This is a genomic window from Halorubrum amylolyticum (genome assembly GCF_004114995.1).
GTDB lineage: Archaea > Halobacteriota > Halobacteria > Halobacteriales > Haloferacaceae > Halorubrum > Halorubrum amylolyticum.
This window is the reverse complement of record NZ_SDJP01000001.1, coordinates 356,788-371,872: the sequence shown is the minus strand read 5'-3', so window position 1 is coordinate 371,872 and position 15,085 is coordinate 356,788. Positions and strand designations below refer to the sequence as shown.

Annotated in this window: 12 protein-coding genes and 1 tRNA gene; 8 read left to right on the top strand and 5 right to left on the bottom strand. The window is 67.6% G+C overall.

The features are described 5' to 3' along the window. Positions 1-87: 87 nt before the first annotated feature. Positions 88-2,142, bottom strand: a complete 2,055-nt coding sequence (uvrB, locus tag ESO89_RS01750) for an excinuclease ABC subunit UvrB (protein WP_128903956.1) — start codon at positions 2,140-2,142, stop codon at positions 88-90. A 130-nt stretch (positions 2,143-2,272) separates the two neighbouring features. On the opposite strand from uvrB, the gene ESO89_RS01745 reads away from it, so the two are divergent. The 6 genes from ESO89_RS01745 (at position 2,273) to ESO89_RS19325 (ending at position 7,466) form a co-directional block, all read left to right on the top strand. Then, positions 2,273-2,716, top strand: coding sequence for a hypothetical protein (locus ESO89_RS01745; RefSeq protein WP_128903955.1), 444 nt, complete (start codon positions 2,273-2,275; stop codon positions 2,714-2,716). 199 nt (positions 2,717-2,915) lie between these two features. Continuing rightward, complete coding sequence (thsA, locus tag ESO89_RS01740; RefSeq protein ID WP_128904104.1) at positions 2,916-4,568, top strand: thermosome subunit alpha; 1,653 nt, start codon at positions 2,916-2,918, stop codon at positions 4,566-4,568. 440 nt (positions 4,569-5,008) lie between these two features. Beyond that, the gene (locus ESO89_RS01735; RefSeq protein ID WP_128903954.1) at positions 5,009-5,665 is read left to right on the top strand and encodes a lactate utilization protein; all 657 of its coding nucleotides are present in this window, start codon (positions 5,009-5,011) and stop codon (positions 5,663-5,665) included. A gap of 695 nt (positions 5,666-6,360) precedes the next feature. After that, entirely contained in the window at positions 6,361-6,639 is a 279-nt protein-coding gene (locus tag ESO89_RS01730; protein WP_128903953.1) for a hypothetical protein, read from the top strand. 90 nt (positions 6,640-6,729) lie between these two features. Continuing rightward, positions 6,730-7,023, top strand: a complete 294-nt coding sequence (locus ESO89_RS01725; RefSeq protein WP_128903952.1) for an ArsR family transcriptional regulator — start codon at positions 6,730-6,732, stop codon at positions 7,021-7,023. Positions 7,024-7,217: 194 nt separating this feature from the next. Next, entirely contained in the window at positions 7,218-7,466 is a 249-nt protein-coding gene (locus tag ESO89_RS19325; RefSeq protein WP_128903951.1) for a helix-turn-helix domain-containing protein, read from the top strand. A 114-nt stretch (positions 7,467-7,580) separates the two neighbouring features. Here the strand turns inward: ESO89_RS19325 and ESO89_RS01715 are convergent. Continuing rightward, positions 7,581-7,654: transfer RNA gene (locus ESO89_RS01715), tRNA-Lys, on the bottom strand. Between the two features lie 111 nt (positions 7,655-7,765). Between ESO89_RS01715 and ESO89_RS01710 the strand changes: the two genes are divergently transcribed. Next, positions 7,766-9,196: a M20 family metallopeptidase gene (locus ESO89_RS01710; RefSeq protein WP_394345363.1), complete on the top strand. Its 1,431-nt coding sequence runs from the start codon at positions 7,766-7,768 to the stop codon at positions 9,194-9,196. On the opposite strand, the gene ESO89_RS01705 is transcribed toward ESO89_RS01710, so the two are convergent. Then, the gene (locus ESO89_RS01705; protein WP_128903950.1) at positions 9,169-9,837 is read right to left on the bottom strand and encodes a DUF7119 family protein; all 669 of its coding nucleotides are present in this window, start codon (positions 9,835-9,837) and stop codon (positions 9,169-9,171) included. The genes ESO89_RS01710 and ESO89_RS01705 overlap by 28 nt on opposite strands. 171 nt (positions 9,838-10,008) lie before the next feature. Here ESO89_RS01705 and ESO89_RS01700 point away from each other — a divergent pair, with 171 nt between their 5' ends. Next, entirely contained in the window at positions 10,009-11,148 is a 1,140-nt protein-coding gene (locus ESO89_RS01700) for an aminopeptidase (protein WP_128903949.1), read from the top strand. 423 nt (positions 11,149-11,571) lie between these two features. Here the strand turns inward: ESO89_RS01700 and pheT are convergent, their stop codons facing one another. Both pheT and pheS read right to left on the bottom strand, forming a co-directional pair. Continuing rightward, positions 11,572-13,350, bottom strand: a complete 1,779-nt coding sequence (pheT, locus tag ESO89_RS01695) for a phenylalanine--tRNA ligase subunit beta (RefSeq protein ID WP_128903948.1) — start codon at positions 13,348-13,350, stop codon at positions 11,572-11,574. Beyond that, a complete protein-coding gene (gene pheS, locus ESO89_RS01690) occupies positions 13,350-14,858 on the bottom strand; it encodes a phenylalanine--tRNA ligase subunit alpha (protein ID WP_128903947.1) in 1,509 nt (502 codons plus the stop codon). Before pheS ends, pheT begins: the two co-directional genes overlap by 1 nt. Positions 14,859-15,085 lie beyond the last annotated feature (227 nt).

The following is a 15,085-nucleotide window of genomic DNA, read 5'->3' as shown; positions in this document are numbered from 1 at the left end:
CGAATAAAAACCCCGTCGTCGCGGGTTTCGGCGCGCGAGAATCGGCGCCGGTGCGAGGACGGTCGCGGTCTAGGCCGCCACGCCCGGCTACTCGTCGATCATCGGGGCCGGCACGCCGTCGTCGCCGCCGTCGAGCTCGAACGCGCGGCGGAGCTCCGCGATCCGGTCGCGGATGTCGGCCGCCAGCTCGAACTCCAGGTTGCTCGCGGCCTCGTCCATCCGCTCTTCGAGCGCCTCGATCTGCGCTTTCGCCTCCTCGAGGCTCTCCACGTCGCCGACGCTGACGTTCGAGGTGTCCGTCTTCGCGCCCGGGAGGTTCGTCTCGCCGACCGGCTTGTCGATGGTGGTCGCCTCGTGGCCGTGCTCGGCGTTGTACTCCAGCTGGATCTCGCGGCGGCGCTGGGTCTCCTCGATGGCCGCTTCCATCGAGTCGGTCGTCCGGTCCGCGTAGAGGACGACCTCGCCGTTGACGTTGCGGGCGGCCCGCCCCATCGTCTGGACGAGGGTCGTGGTGGAGCGGAGGAACCCCTCCTGGTCGGCGTCGAGGATGGCGACGAGGCTCACCTCCGGGATGTCGAGCCCCTCCCGGAGCAGGTTGATGCCGACGAGCACGTCGATGTTGCCGAGCCGGAGGTCGCGGATGATCTCGTGGCGTTCGAGGGTATCTGTCTCGTCATGCATGTACGCCACGTCGATCCCGGCCTCCTCGAAGTACTCCGTGAGGTCCTCGGCCATCCGCTTGGTGAGGGTGGTGACGAGGACGCGCTCGTCGCGCTCGATCCGATCGTCGACCCGCTCTAAGAGGTCCTCGACCTGCCCCGTCGCCTCCGCCACCTCCACCTTCGGGTCGACGAGGTGGGTCGGGCGGACGATCTGCTCGACGATCCGGTCCGAGGTCTCGCGCTCGTAGTCGCTCGGCGTCGCCGAGACGTAGAGGGTCCGGTCCGTCTTTTCCACGAACTCCTCGAACGTCAGGGGGCGGTTGTCGTAGGCGGTCGGGAGCCGGAAGCCGTTCTCGACCAGCGAGTCCTTCCGGGATTTGTCCCCCTCGTACTGCCCTTTGATCTGGGGGATCGTCTGGTGGGACTCGTCGACGACGGTGAGGAAGTCGTCGGGGAAGTAGTCGAGGAGGGTGTAGGGAGCGTCGCCGGACTCGCGGTCGTCCATGTGGACCGAGTAGTTCTCGATCCCCGAGCAGTAGCCCGCCTCGCGGAGCATCTCTAGGTCGAAGGTGGTGCGCTCCTCGATGCGCTGGGCCGCCACGAGGTCGCCCTGCCGCTCGAAGTAGCTGACCCGTTTCTCCATCAGGTCCTCGATCTCCGCGACCGCCTGCTCCAGCTTGTCGTCGGGGATCGAGTAGTGCTCCGCCGGGTGGAGCATGACGGCGGGCTCCTCCGAGACGACCTCGCCGTGCATCGGATCGACCTTGATCATCCGGTCGATCTCCTCACCCCACAGCTCCACCCGGACCGCGTACCGCCCGTACATCGGGTAGATCTCGACGGTGTCGCCCCGCACGCGGAAGGTGCCCTGCGTGAAGTCAACGTCGTTGCGCTCGTAGTTCAGGTCGACGAGCCGGGCGAGCAACTCCTCGCGGCCCACCTCCTCGCCGACCTCCAAGCGGAGCGCCATGTCGCGGTAGTTCTGCGGGTCGCCGAGCCCGTAGATCGCGGACACCGAGGCGACCACGATCACGTCGTCCCGCGTCAGCAGCGACCGCGTCGCGGAGTGGCGGAGGCGGTCGATCTCCTCGTTGATCGACATCTCCTTGTCGATGAACGTGTCCGTCTGCTCGACGTACGCCTCCGGCTGGTAGTAGTCGTAGTAGGATACAAAATATTCTACTGCATTATCCGGGAAAAGATTCCTGAACTCTTCGTAGAGTTGCGCGGCGAGCGTTTTGTTGTGGGCTAACACGAGGGTGGGCTGATCGAGCTCCTCGGCGACCCACGAGACGGTGTTCGTCTTGCCGGACCCCGTCACGCCGAGCAGGGTCTGCTTGTCGGCGCCCGACTCGAACCCCTCGACCAGCTGTTCGATCGCCTCCGGCTGGTCGCCCGCGGGCTCGAACGGGGCGTCGACGCGGAGGGAGCGGTCGACGGTCGGACGGTCCTCGGAGAGGGGGGAGTCGGCGTCGCTCACGATACGCGTCGTTGGCGGCGGAGGCACTTGAGCGGCGCGGCTAGGCGGATGGCAGCGGAAAAGTGATCACACGGACCCTTCTCGTTCCGAGGGCGAAACCCTACGTATTCACCGGACGGACCACCGAACCGTGTCCCTCCAGTTCACGCCCGTCGCCGCGTTCGCCGCGTTCGGCGCGGCCCTCGTGCTGTTCGTCTGGCTCGCGACCGGCGTATGGGTCAACTTCGATGCGCGCGCTCGCGGGAGTGCCCACCCGGCCGTTTGGGGCGTCTTCGCGCCGCTCTCGGGAATCGTGCTGTTCTACTACCTCCTGTGGTGGCGTCGCGGACGCCCCCGCGAGTGGCCGCCGGACCGAGCGGAACGAGCCACCGCCATCGTCGTCGTCGCCGGCCTCGGCGGACTGGTCGCCGGGAACCTCGTGTCGCCGCCCGATCCCACCTCACAGCTGACCGTCTGGCCGATCGCGTTCGCCTGCTGTCTCCCGGTCGCGTACTGGCTGGTTCGGACGAGATTCGACGCCGCCGAAGCTGAATCCGCCGGGCAGCGAAAAGAGCGGAACCCTCCAAAGCCCTAATCGTTCGACTGTGGCGGGACCCCGCGCCTCAACGCTCGATCTGTAGTTCTATATAAACACCCGTGTGAACGCACCGCATACCAACCGATACTCCCCCCACCGTGGTGCGGTTTCGCACGCCACGAGCGATAGGTTTATATAGAATCACAAACAATCAAGGGATGATATGTCCCAGCGACAGCGGATGGGTAACCAGCCGATGATCGTACTTTCCGAGGAGTCGCAGCGCACCTCCGGAAAGGACGCGCAGAACATGAACATCACGGCCGGCAAGGCGGTGGCGGAGTCCGTCCGCACAACGCTCGGCCCGAAAGGGATGGACAAGATGCTCGTCGACTCCGGCGGGTCCGTCGTCGTCACGAACGACGGCGTCACCATCCTGAAGGAGATGGACATCGACCACCCGGCGGCCAACATGATCGTCGAGGTCTCCGAGACGCAGGAGGAGGAGGTCGGCGACGGCACCACCTCCGCCGTCGTCGTCGCCGGTGAGCTCCTCGATCAGGCCGAGGAGCTCCTCGATCAGGATATCCACGCGACCACGCTCGCGCAGGGGTACCGTCAGGCCGCCGAGAAGGCCAAGGAGATCCTCGAAGACGAGGCCATCGATGTCTCCGCGGACGACTACGACACGCTCGTCGAGATCGCCGAGACGGCGATGACGGGCAAGGGCGCCGAGAACTCCAAGGACCTGCTCGCCGAGCTCGTCGTCGACGCCGTCTTGGCGGTCCAGGACGACGACGGTATCGACACGGAGAACGTCTCCGTCGAGAAGGTCGTCGGCAGCTCGATCGACCAGTCCGAGCTCGTCGAGGGCGTCATCGTCGACAAGGAGCGCGTCGACGAGAACATGCCCTTCGCTGTCGAGGACGCCGACGTGGCGCTGTTCGACGGCGCCATCGAAGTGAAGGAGACGGAGATCGACGCCGAGGTCAACGTCACGGACCCCGACCAGCTCCAGCAGTTCCTCGATCAGGAAGAGGAGCAGCTCCGCGAGATGGTCGACCACCTCGTCGACATCGGCGCCGACGTCGTCTTCGTCGGTGACGGCATCGACGACATGGCCCAGCACTACCTCGCGCAGGAGGGCATCCTCGCCGTCCGCCGCGCGAAGTCCGACGACCTCAAGCGCCTCGCCCGCGCGACCGGCGGCCGCGTCGTCTCCAACCTCGACGACATCGAGACGGACGACCTCGGCTTCGCCGGCTCCGTCGCCCAGAAGGATATCGGCGGCGACGAGCGCATCTTCGTCGAGGACGTCGAGGAGGCGAAGTCCGTCACGCTCATCCTCCGCGGCGGCACCGAGCACGTCGTCGACGAGGTCGAGCGCGCCATCGACGACTCGCTCGGCGTCGTCCGCACGACGCTGCTCGACGGGAAGGTGCTGCCCGGCGGCGGCGCCCCCGAGGCCGAGCTCGCGTTGCAGCTCCGCGACTTCGCCGACTCCGTCGGCGGCCGCGAGCAGCTCGCCGTCGAGGCGTTCGCCGACGCGCTGGAAGTCATCCCGCGCACCCTCGCCGAGAACGCGGGTCTCGACCCCATCGACTCGCTGGTCGACCTCCGCTCCCGCCACGACGGCGGCGAGTTCGGCGCCGGTCTCGACGCCTACACGGGCGACGTGATCGACATGGAGGCCGAGGGCGTCGTGGAGCCGCTCCGCGTCAAGACCCAGGCCATCGAGTCCGCCACCGAGGCGGCCGTCATGATCCTCCGCATCGACGACGTCATCGCGGCCGGCGACCTCAAGGGCGGCGGCACCGACGACGGCGGCGACGAGGGCGGCCCCGGCGGCGCGCCCGGCGGAATGGGCGGCGGCATGGGCGGCATGGGCGGCATGGGCGGTGCGATGTAAGCGAGGTTCTGAAAGAACCTCGATACCGAGCGGGGAGCGAGCGGGGTCGACCGAAGAGAGACCCCGAATCGAACGGGACGATACGTCCCGTGAGCGCACGCGACCCGCGAGGCGTACACGTCCGATAGGACACACGCACCCCCAACGCCGACCGCAACCGCTTCGCTGGACCGACCCGCCGACCGACCGTCGCGCGCCCCGTCCGGGCCTCGACGACACGCGATTTTTATCGACGACCGACGCGACGACCGCGGAGCCGCCGGCTCGTCGCTCGACGACCGACCGAGCAGTCGCTCCGTCGACACGAGGATAACACCGATGTCACCCCCCGACACGGGTGTTCGCGAGCCGTTAAGTGTCGGCCGCGCCTCCGATCGACCACGAGACGGGTCCGCCGCGAGCGCGCGAGAGGCGGCGCGGTCCGTTCGATTTCCCATACAATGCCACAGCAGAAAGCCGACTACGCAGACGACGCCGAGATCGACGCGGAACTGGACGACCTCCCCGACGACGCGACCGTCGAGGAGACGGTCGCGAACCTCGAGGAGCGCGGCTTCGATGTCGTCGTCGTCGACTCCGCCGACGAGGCGCTCGACGCGGTACGGTCGCAGATCCCCGCGGACGCGTCCGTCATGAACGGTCACTCGACGACTCTCGAAGAGATCGGGTTCGACGACTTCCTCGGCGAGGGTGACCACGAGTGGGAGAGCCTCCCCGGCCAGATCTGGAGCATCGACGACGACGCCGAGCGACAGACCGCGCGCCGGGAGTCGCAGACGGCCGACTACTTCCTCGGCGGCATCAACGCGGTCGCGCAGACGGGCGAGCTCGTCGCCGCCGACCTCTCCGGCAGCCGGATCGGGGCGTACCCGTTCGCCGCCGGCAACGTGGTCATCGTCACCGGCACGAACAAGATCGTCCCGACGCTCGACGACGCGCTCGACCGGCTGGAGTCGGTCGCGTACCCGCTGGAGAACGAGCGCGCACAGGAGGCGTACGGCGTCGAGTCGGCGCTCGCCAAGCAGCTCATCTACCGCCGCGAGACCGAGGAGGGCCGGACGACGGTCGTCCTCGTGCGCGAACAGCTCGGGTACTGAACGCGGTACCAAACACAGTAGACTCTACTTCGAACCGATCGTTTCTGACGGTGTGGTGAGCCAGACGAATCGTCTTGCGTCCCGATACTGACTCGGTTCAATCGACGGGCCAGATCGAAATGGGGGAGCTAGAGAGAGGTGACGGCGATAGCGTTGATACCACGATCAACGGTTGGAGAGGCCTTCCGAATATGGTTGGGTAAGCTGGAAAACTGCCTGTCGCGCGAACGGGCGTATATCGCCACGGGATGCTGTGTTCGGCTAGATCACAACTCGAACTTCTGTGTGTCGAGGTAGACACTCGCTTCAGAGCTCATCAATTTCGACCTCTTCTTGAACCTATTTGTGTCTTGTGACGGTACATACTAATAGTATGAACAGTAATCCTTCCAATAGCGTGCGACTCGTCTACAGTGGTATTCACAGTACTCCTGTGTCGGTCTGTCGACGAGTCGAAGACTGACAACAGACTAAGAACTATGACGAAAATATGAGTACTATGGCTTTAGCACAAGCGACGAGGCCCGAGACTTCTACCAAGTGGTGGCGGATGGGGAGTGTGACCTATTCTCTTTCATTTCATATTAAACTACATTCACGTCTGTTCCATCTGTCTCCACCGAACTGGTTCGACATGAGCACAACAGACGAACGCTTCGGAAGATCCGAAAAATAATGAATGAGTGTCAAATCCAGTGGAAGCGAATGAAGGGTGTACCGGTGAGCGTGAAATGAAGCCCGATCGCGAAGGAGTTCCTGATCTCGATTGGACTATCATCAAGTCGCTCATGGACGCACAAGCGAATACAAATACATCTCTTGAACGGTATTTGCTGTACGTCACTCACGACGACTTTGATCTCGATGCCGAGCACGTCGATCGCTGTCTCTCGCAGGCAATCGAACATCACGAACGAGCTCTCGAAGACCTCCGAACTGCCCGCGAACTGGTCGCGAGCGGTCACGACGACTGAAACCAATTTCTCTGTTTCGAGCGTCTCTACATGTGAAATTTCTCTCCTCCGTTCACAAGGAATATAGTGGCTCGCGATGAACGACCGGTAATGCGGCTCACCGTCCCAACTGATTTCGAAATTCTACAAATTCTGTCTAACGGGAGGCGAAACAATGCCATCAACATCGCGGCACACCTCGACAAAAACCGGTCATACGTGAACACACGCCTGCCGGTGCTGGCAGATTACGGATTGCTCGAACGCGTTGGACCGGCCCCGAACAGCGGACTTTACGAGATCACCGAACGCGGACGAATCGCGGCGAGTCACCGGGCGGAGTACGAGAATGATGACATCGATTTTGAAGCGCTGATCGAGCGGAAACTGGCGGAACAGAAGTAGCGCGGGACTGGGGGAGCGACTGTGGTGCCGGAGGGCGGCACGCCGGAACTGAAGTTCCAGATCGAGGTGTGTAAACGACGTTCTGGTCCGGTCTCGGTGCGAACTGAGCTGCGGTTGTGTGTCGGGGATTTCGTCAGAGGATATCGTCTATCGAGAGCGTTATTGGTATATACTGTTAGTACCTACTTGGATGTGTGATACCCATCACGAATTCGTTTGATCTGATCGTGTTGCGGTGTCTCTCTAAAAGCGAGAGTAGCAACGCGTCGGAGATCGCGGAGAGATTCGATCGATCGCGCCCGTACGTACGCACACGGCTGATCACACTCGCTGAAACCGGCTACGTGCGGACAATCGGTGTGAACCCGCGTTTTCAGGCGTACGAACTCACCCCAATGGGTGCGGCCGTAGTCCGACGCGTCAACGCGGTAGTTGACTCGTAAGCGAGGATCAGTCACATCCGATGGTCCGATAGGACGGCCACACCCAGACGTTCTCGCTCGAAATCAGCTTCGCCGACGACAACGCAGTTCCGGAAATCCTCGCCGTAAGGTATACGGGCCGGGAGGGATTCGAACCCCCGACCGTCCGGTTAAAAGCCGGACGCTCTCCCTAACTGAGCTACCGGCCCAGACACGAATCCGTACGGCGAGACCACGGATAAACGTTTAGAAACCGCCTGCGGCGAGTGGGTCGCTCGCCGATCCGAAACGGTTTCCGGAGTGCCGCCGTCGCCGACCGCATGGACTTCGACATGCGCGCGTTCGCCGCCGACCTCTGTCGGTTCGCCTCGACGGCCGACGAGGAGGCGGCCGCCGCCGACCTCTGTCGGTTCGCCTCGACGGCCGACGAGGAGGCGGCCGCCGCCGACTTCGTCGCGGCCGAGCTCGACGCGCTCGGCTTCGAGACGTACGCGTGGGACGCCGATCCGGAGCTCCTCGCCGGCCACCCCTCCTTCCCGGACGATCTCGACGAGGCGGACGTGGCGGGCCGGAAGAGCGTCGCGGGCGTGCTCGCGCTCGGCGGGGCCGGAGCCGACGAGGGTGACACGGCCGGCGACGACGCGATCGACCCCGGGAACGACGCCCCCACGGTCGTCTTGAACGGCCACATCGACGTGGTGCCCGCCGAGCCCGCCGAGTGGTCGAGCGACCCGTTCGAGCCGGTGTGGGGGGAGGCCGGCGGCGATGAGGGGGACGACGGCGCCGGCGAGACCCTCACCGCCCGCGGCGCCGCGGACATGAAATCGGGGGTCGCGGCGTGCGTCGGCGCGGCGCTCGACGTGCGGGAGGCGGTCGCCGCCGGCGCGGTCGACCTGCCCGAGGCTGGGCTCAGGGTCGTCGTCGAGGCGGTCGCCGGCGAGGAGGACGGCGGGTACGGGGCCGCGACCGCGGCGCTGGCGAACCCCTATCCCTTCGAGCGCGACGCGGCGATCGTCGCAGAGCCGACCGAGCTGCGTCCCGTGGTCGCCTGCGAGGGGTCGCTGATGGCGCGGATAGCGCTGACCGGGCGGAGCGCCCACGCCGCCACGCGCTGGCGCGGCGAGGACGTGCTCCCGCGGTTCGAGGCGATCCGTGAGGCGTTCGCGGAGTTGGAAACGGAGCGCGGCGAGGCGGTCGAACACCCTCTGTACGGCGAGTTCTCGGTGCCGTGGCCCGTCGTCTGCGGAACGGTCGAGGCCGGCTCGTGGGCGTCGACGGTGCCGGCGACGCTGACCGCCGAGTTCCGGATCGGCGTGGCGCCCGGCGAGACGGTCGACGAGGTGGAAGAGACGTTCCGCGCGCGGCTGGAGGAGGTGGTCGCCGACGACCCGTGGCTCCGCGAGCACCTGCCGACGTTCGAGCGGTTCTCGGTGCAGTTCGAGCCCGCGGAGATCGCCGTCGACGAGCCGATCGTCGAGGCCGCGCGGGCGGGGCTCGTCGAGGCCGGCCTGCCGGACGCGGAGCCGACCGGCGCGACCTACGGCGCCGATTCTCGGCACTACGTCGCGGCGGGAATCCCGACGGTCCTGCTCGGACCCGGGACGATCACGGAGGCGCACTACCCGGACGAGACGATCGCGTGGGCGGAGGTCGAGCGCGGGCGGGAGGCGATCGCGGCCGCAGTCAGCCGGTTCGCGGCGGGGTACGGGTCCGGATCGGAGCGCTACGCCGCGTCCGACTCGGCGAAGTAGTCGTCGAGCGCCTCCGCGACGAGGTCACCGGGGTCGACGTTCCGGTTCGAGGCGCGGCGCCTGAGCTCCACGTAGGCGTCGAGCGGGAGCCCGATCTCGACGTGGCCGAGCTCGACGCCCGCCTCGCGGACCGCGGCCTCGACGTCGCTGCCGTCGTTGACGGCGGAAGCGACGGAGCGGACCTCCCGGACCGTGAGGTCGCCGTCGATAGTCGCCCACGCCAGCAGGTAGCGGTCGGTGCCGCCGAGGCGCGCGACGTGTTTCGCCGCGCTCGGCGCGATCCGCCCGCTCGCGACCTGCCTGCGGATCGCCTGCGGGAGGTCGTGGACGCGGGCCCACTTGCGGATGAACGCCACCGAGACGTCGTCGCCGGCGCGCTCGGCGGCCGCCTTGTACGAGCCGACGCCGCGGACGAGCGCGGCGCAGGCGGCCGCCCCTCGGAGCATCAGTACGTGGTCGTCGTCGCCGACGTCGCCGGCCGCGAAGCGGGCGACCGTCTCGGCCGCCTCGGCGACGCTGTCGGGGTCGTCGGGGTCGAACCCCACCGCCTCGGCGGCGCGCTCGCCCGTCACCGCCGGGTCCGACCGGACGACGGGCTCGCCGACCGGGGAGCGTCTGTCCGCGGGTGACTCCTCGTTCATGTCCTACCTCTTCGGGTCCGCGCACATAAGCGACCGGCACCGGGGCAGGTTTCGCTGACGACGGCGATGATTGAGACGTCGGACCCCCGGCGCGGCGAGACCCCGCACCGACGAGACCCCATGTGCGGCCGACGAGGAGGGATTTTTACCGGCCGGCCGAGACCCCTCGGCATGGACGAACGCGTACGCGAGCACGCGGAAGTGCTCGTCGACTGGAGCGCGCGGGTCGAGGCCGGCGACGACGTGGTCGTGAGCGTCGCAGAGGACGCCCACGAGCTCGGCGTCGCGGTCGCCGAGGCGCTCGGCGAGCGGGGGGCGAACGTCACGACGCTGTACGGGTCGGCCGAGGTCTCGCGGGCGTATTTGAAGGGCTCCGAGGCGGGAGCGGAGGACGGCGACGGCGCGCCGAGCTTCGACGACGACCCCGCGGTCGAGCGTGCGCTGTTCGAGGCCGCCGACGCCTACCTCCGGATCGGCGGCGGCCGCAACACCACCGCGACGGCGGACGTGTCGAGCGAGACCCGGCGGGCGTACGCGACCGCCCGGCAGGCGGTGCGCGAGGCGCGGATGGACACCGACTGGGTGTCGACGGTCCACCCCACGCGCTCGCTCGCCCAGCAGGCCGGGATGGCCTACGAGGAGTATCAGGAGTTCGTCTACGACGCCGTGTGCCGCGACTGGGAGGCGCTCGCCGACGAGATGGCGGCGATGAAGGACGCCCTCGACGCGGGCGAGGAAGTCCGGATCGTCACCGAGCGCGACGACGCCCCCGACACCGATATCGCGATGTCGATCGCGGGCCGGACCGCGGTCAACTCCGCCGCCTCCGTGGCGTACGACTCCCACAACCTCCCCTCGGGCGAGGTGTTCACCGCCCCCTACGACACGGAGGGCGAGGCGTTCTTCGACGTGCCGATGACGATCGACGCGACCCGCGTCCGGGACGCGCACCTCGTCTTCGAGGGCGGCGAGGTCGTCGACTTCTCGGCGGGCGCCGGCGAGGTCGCGCTCGCGAGCGTGCTCGACATCGATGCGGGCGCTCGCCGGCTCGGCGAGTTGGGCATCGGGATGAACCGCGGGATCGACCGCTTCACCGACTCGATCCTCTTCGACGAGAAGATGGGCGACACGGTCCACCTCGCGGTCGGCCGCGCCTACGACGCCTGCCTACCGGAGGGCGAGTCCGGCAACGACAGCGCGGTCCACGTCGACATGATCAGCGACGTGAGCGAGGACTCCCGGCTGGAGATCGACGGCGAGGTCGTCCAGCGCAACGGCACGTTCCGGTGGGAAGACGGGTTCGAGGGGTGATCGAGAGGACTCGTCGGCAGCGAGACGGTTTTTAAACAAACGCGGTGGTGCGGTGGCGTGTGCCTCCGAGCGCCCACCGGGCGCGAGGAGCACGCGCGAGGGAGTCGGTCGCCCGAAGCAACGCGGAGGGCGACCGACGAGGCTGGGGAGGCGTGAGGCTGCGGTGCGATTGCGGGCGGGTGGGACTCAAAGGGGCAGCCGGTGAGGCGGGCGTAGGCGGCGTAAGGACCGCAAGGAGCGAGCACCGCGAGCGACTGAGGACCGCAGCGAGCGTACGCCCGCCTCACCGGCTGGGGCTTTGGAGGTGTCTCCGGTAGAGGTGTCAGTTGCGTTTCGCCGAGCAGTTAGGACTTTGGAGGTGTTCACCGTCGATCCGACATCAACGCCGTATAAACGCCCGACGGCAACCCCAAGATTGAGTCCCTATTTCTGGAGCGCGTCGAGGTGGAACTCGAAGGCGGCGACGGGCACCTCCAGGCCGTGTTCGACGAGCACGGCGGGGTGGACCTCACCGATCACGCCGACCGCCTCGCCGTCGATCACGACCGCGGCGGTCCGGCCGTCGATGAAGGAAGGGTGCTCCGTGCGCGGGGTCTCCGGGTCCGCGCCGAAGTCGTCGCACACCGCCTGCAGGCGGCCCTTCGCGGCCTCGTAGGAGGCGTCGCGGCGGGCGACCGCGCCGGCGACGTGGCGGCGCTCGGCGACGTTGGTGTCCTCCGTCTCGTCGCGCTCGGCCGCGAAGCCGACCTCCGCGACGTCTTGCGGGTACGCGTTGTGGGTGTTGCGTTCGAGCAGCATGAGGAGCGACGGGAGCGCCCACGTGCGGAGCTGGGTGTACTCCTCGCTGTACGGCTCCGTGATCCCGACGGGGTCGCCGCCGCCGAACACGCCGACGCCCGGCTCGTCGCCCTCGGCGACCGCGGCGCCGCCGGTTCCCGGCTCGACGTTCATCCGGTCGTAGTTCTCGGTCCCGCTCGTCATGTGGAAGTTGAGCAGGTCCTCGAAGCCGAGCCCGACGAGACTCGTCCGGACCGCGTCCTCCAGCCGGGAGCGCTCGTGGCGACCCCCGACCGTCCCCACGTCGGGGTAGCGCGGCTCCAGGTTGTCGAAGCCGTACGCGCGCCCCACGTCGTCGACCAGGTCGAGGGGGTGAAGCACGTCGACGCGGTACGGCGGGATCTCCACCTGGTAGGTCACGTCCTCGTCGAGGGTGTAGGAGGCGTCGAGGCCGGCGCGCTCGAAGCAGTCGACGACCTCCTCCGGCTCGAAGTCGACGCCGAGCAGCGTCTCGATCCGGTCGTGGCTCACCGACTTTTCGTCGGTGTCGAGGTTCGGGCGGACCAGCTCCGCGCCGTACTCGCTCGGGGCGGTCGCGCCGTCGGCGTAGTTCACCGTGACCGCCTCGATCGTCGCGCCGCGGGCGGAGAGCGCGTAACAGATGATGTTGCACATCCGGTCGATCGTCCACTGATCGGTGCCGGTGAGCTCGACGAACAGCTCGCGAGAGCCCGTCGTCACCTCGGTCCGCTTCCCGTTGATCACGGGCGGGAACGAAAAGAGACCGAGTTCGTCGTAGATCGCGGGGTACCGCTCCAGATCATCGACGAGGTCGGCGTACGTCCGGCCCGTGTCGTGTTCCTCCAAGACCTCGGCGGGGGTCAGCTCGTCGTTCGCGTCCAGCGGGACGAACGCCTCGCCGTCGGGGTCGACGCCGCGGTAGGTGATCGACGGCTCCGACCCCTCCTGCAGCGGCGCGCCCTTGACCATCGCGAGGTCGTGGATGCCGATGGCACCCTTCGCGCGGCCGCGCCCCATCGTCGCGTGAAGCTTCTCCTGCAGCTGGATCAGCGAATCGAGCGCGCCATCGTCGAGGTCGACGCCGCGGACCACCGCGCCGGTGACGTACGGGCGCTCGTCGGGGACGGACTCGTCGACCTCGATACTCCACTCGGGGTCGTTCGTCTCGGGGATGTAGACGCCGCGGTCGTCGCCGTTGTGGTAGCGCAGCGAGCGCGCGACGCCCTCGACGGAGAGCCGGTCGAGCCGGTCGGGCGCGAACTCGAACTGGAGGAGTCCGTCGTCGGTCTCCCCCTCGAACTCCAACCCGAGCCCGAACAGGTCCTCCGCGAACTCCTCGTCGCTCGTGTCGGTGCGGCCGGTGAGCCCGCGCAGCTCGTCGGTGTCGATGTCGACGACGGGCATCAGTAGCTCACCTCCGCGTCCCGCAGGAACTCGATGTCGGCCAAGGTCCCGTGGAGGTCGCGGATGTCCTCCGCGCCGGTGGTGAGCATGGCGAGCCGTTCTAAGGCGAGCCCCCACGCCATCACGTCGCAGTCGACGCCGAGCGGGCCGGTGACCTCCTCGCGGAAGACGCCCGAGTTGCCGATCTCGATCTCCTCGCCCGTCTCGGGGTGTTCGCCGAACAGCTCGAAGGAGGGCTCGGTGTACGGGTTGTAGTGCGGCTTAAAGCGGATATCGGTGATCCCGAACTGCCGGTAGAACTCCTCGAAGGTGCCCATCAGGTCGCGCACCGAGAGGTCCTCGGCCATCACCCATCCCTCGATCTGGAAGAATTCGAGGAGGTGCGTCGGGTCCAGCGTGTCGTTGCGGTACACCTTCTCGACGGAGAAGTAGCGCTGCGGGGGCTCCAGCTCCGCGCCCGCGATCCCCGAGAGGTAGCGCATCGACAGCGAGGTGGTGTGGCCGCGGAGGGCGACCTCGCGGGCGAAGTCCTGCGACCACGGCGAGTGGTAACCGTCCCCGTCGATCCCCCACCCGTCGCGGTGGGCCGCCTCGACGCGGGCCATCAGCTCGTCCGGAATCCCCTCCATCGGGTCCACGTCCAGCGCGAACCGGTCCCAGTGGGTCCGCGCCGGGTGGTCCTGCGGCATGAACAGGCAGTCGTTGATCCAGAAGTCGCTGTCGGCGTGGGGTCCCTCCATCTCCTGAAAGCCCATCCCGACGAGCACGTCCTTCACGCGGTCCGCGGTCCGGCGGAGGACGTGCTTCCGTCCGCCTCGCGTCGTCGGCGCGTCGGCCTCGACGTTGTACTCGGAGAACTCCACGTCGCGCCACTCGCCGCTGGCGAGCAGATCCGGGGTGAGCTCCGAAACCGTCTCCGTCGCCTCGATGCCCATCATCAGCGCGTCGACGCCGTCGTCGGTGAGCGTCACCGATCGGGTCACCGACTCGCCGCGGTCGACGAGCCCGCGGGAGTCGAACTGGTCGAGAACGGACTCGTCGGCCGCGGGGTCGTCGCCGTCGGCGAGCGCCGCGAGCGCGGCCGCCTCCGGGTCGGCGTCGGGGTCGGCGTCCGGATCGACGGTCAGCTCGCCTGAGTCGATCGATCCGAAGCCCTTGCGCGCGAAGTTCGAGAGCGCGATGTCGACCTCTGGGCCGTCGAGGCCGGCCTCGCCGATGACCTGCCCCATCGAGACCGCGTCCTCGTCGGCGCCGAGCGCGAGCCCGGCGTGATAGAGCCGCGTCTCGGGGAGCCCGTCGTCGACGTACCGCCGGCCCTCGTCGGCGAGATCGAGGGTCTCAGAGGGTGTCTCGGCGACGAAGAGGAGCCCCTCGTCGCGGAGATCGAAGGCGGCGCCGGTGACCGTCTCGGGCTTCAGGCCGGTCTCCGCCGCGATCTCGTCTATCGTCCGTTCGTCCGTCGCGCTCGCGGCCTCGAGGACCGCGAGCTGTCGTTCCGGGAGTCGCATTCGAGTTATCTCTATAGGCGTCTGGCTGGTTGGTAACGGTTCCGGCACGTCGCCGTCGCGGGGCGAGCGAACGGGATGTTTCCGTCTCCGTCGCCGCGACGCCGGCCGATCCCCCCGGTTTCACCGTCCCGCCGCGGTACGGATCCGCCGCGCGCGACTCACGCGAAGAAGAACCCGAACGCGTCGCCGTCGGCTCCGGTGGCGATGCCCGCTTCGGCGCGTTCGAG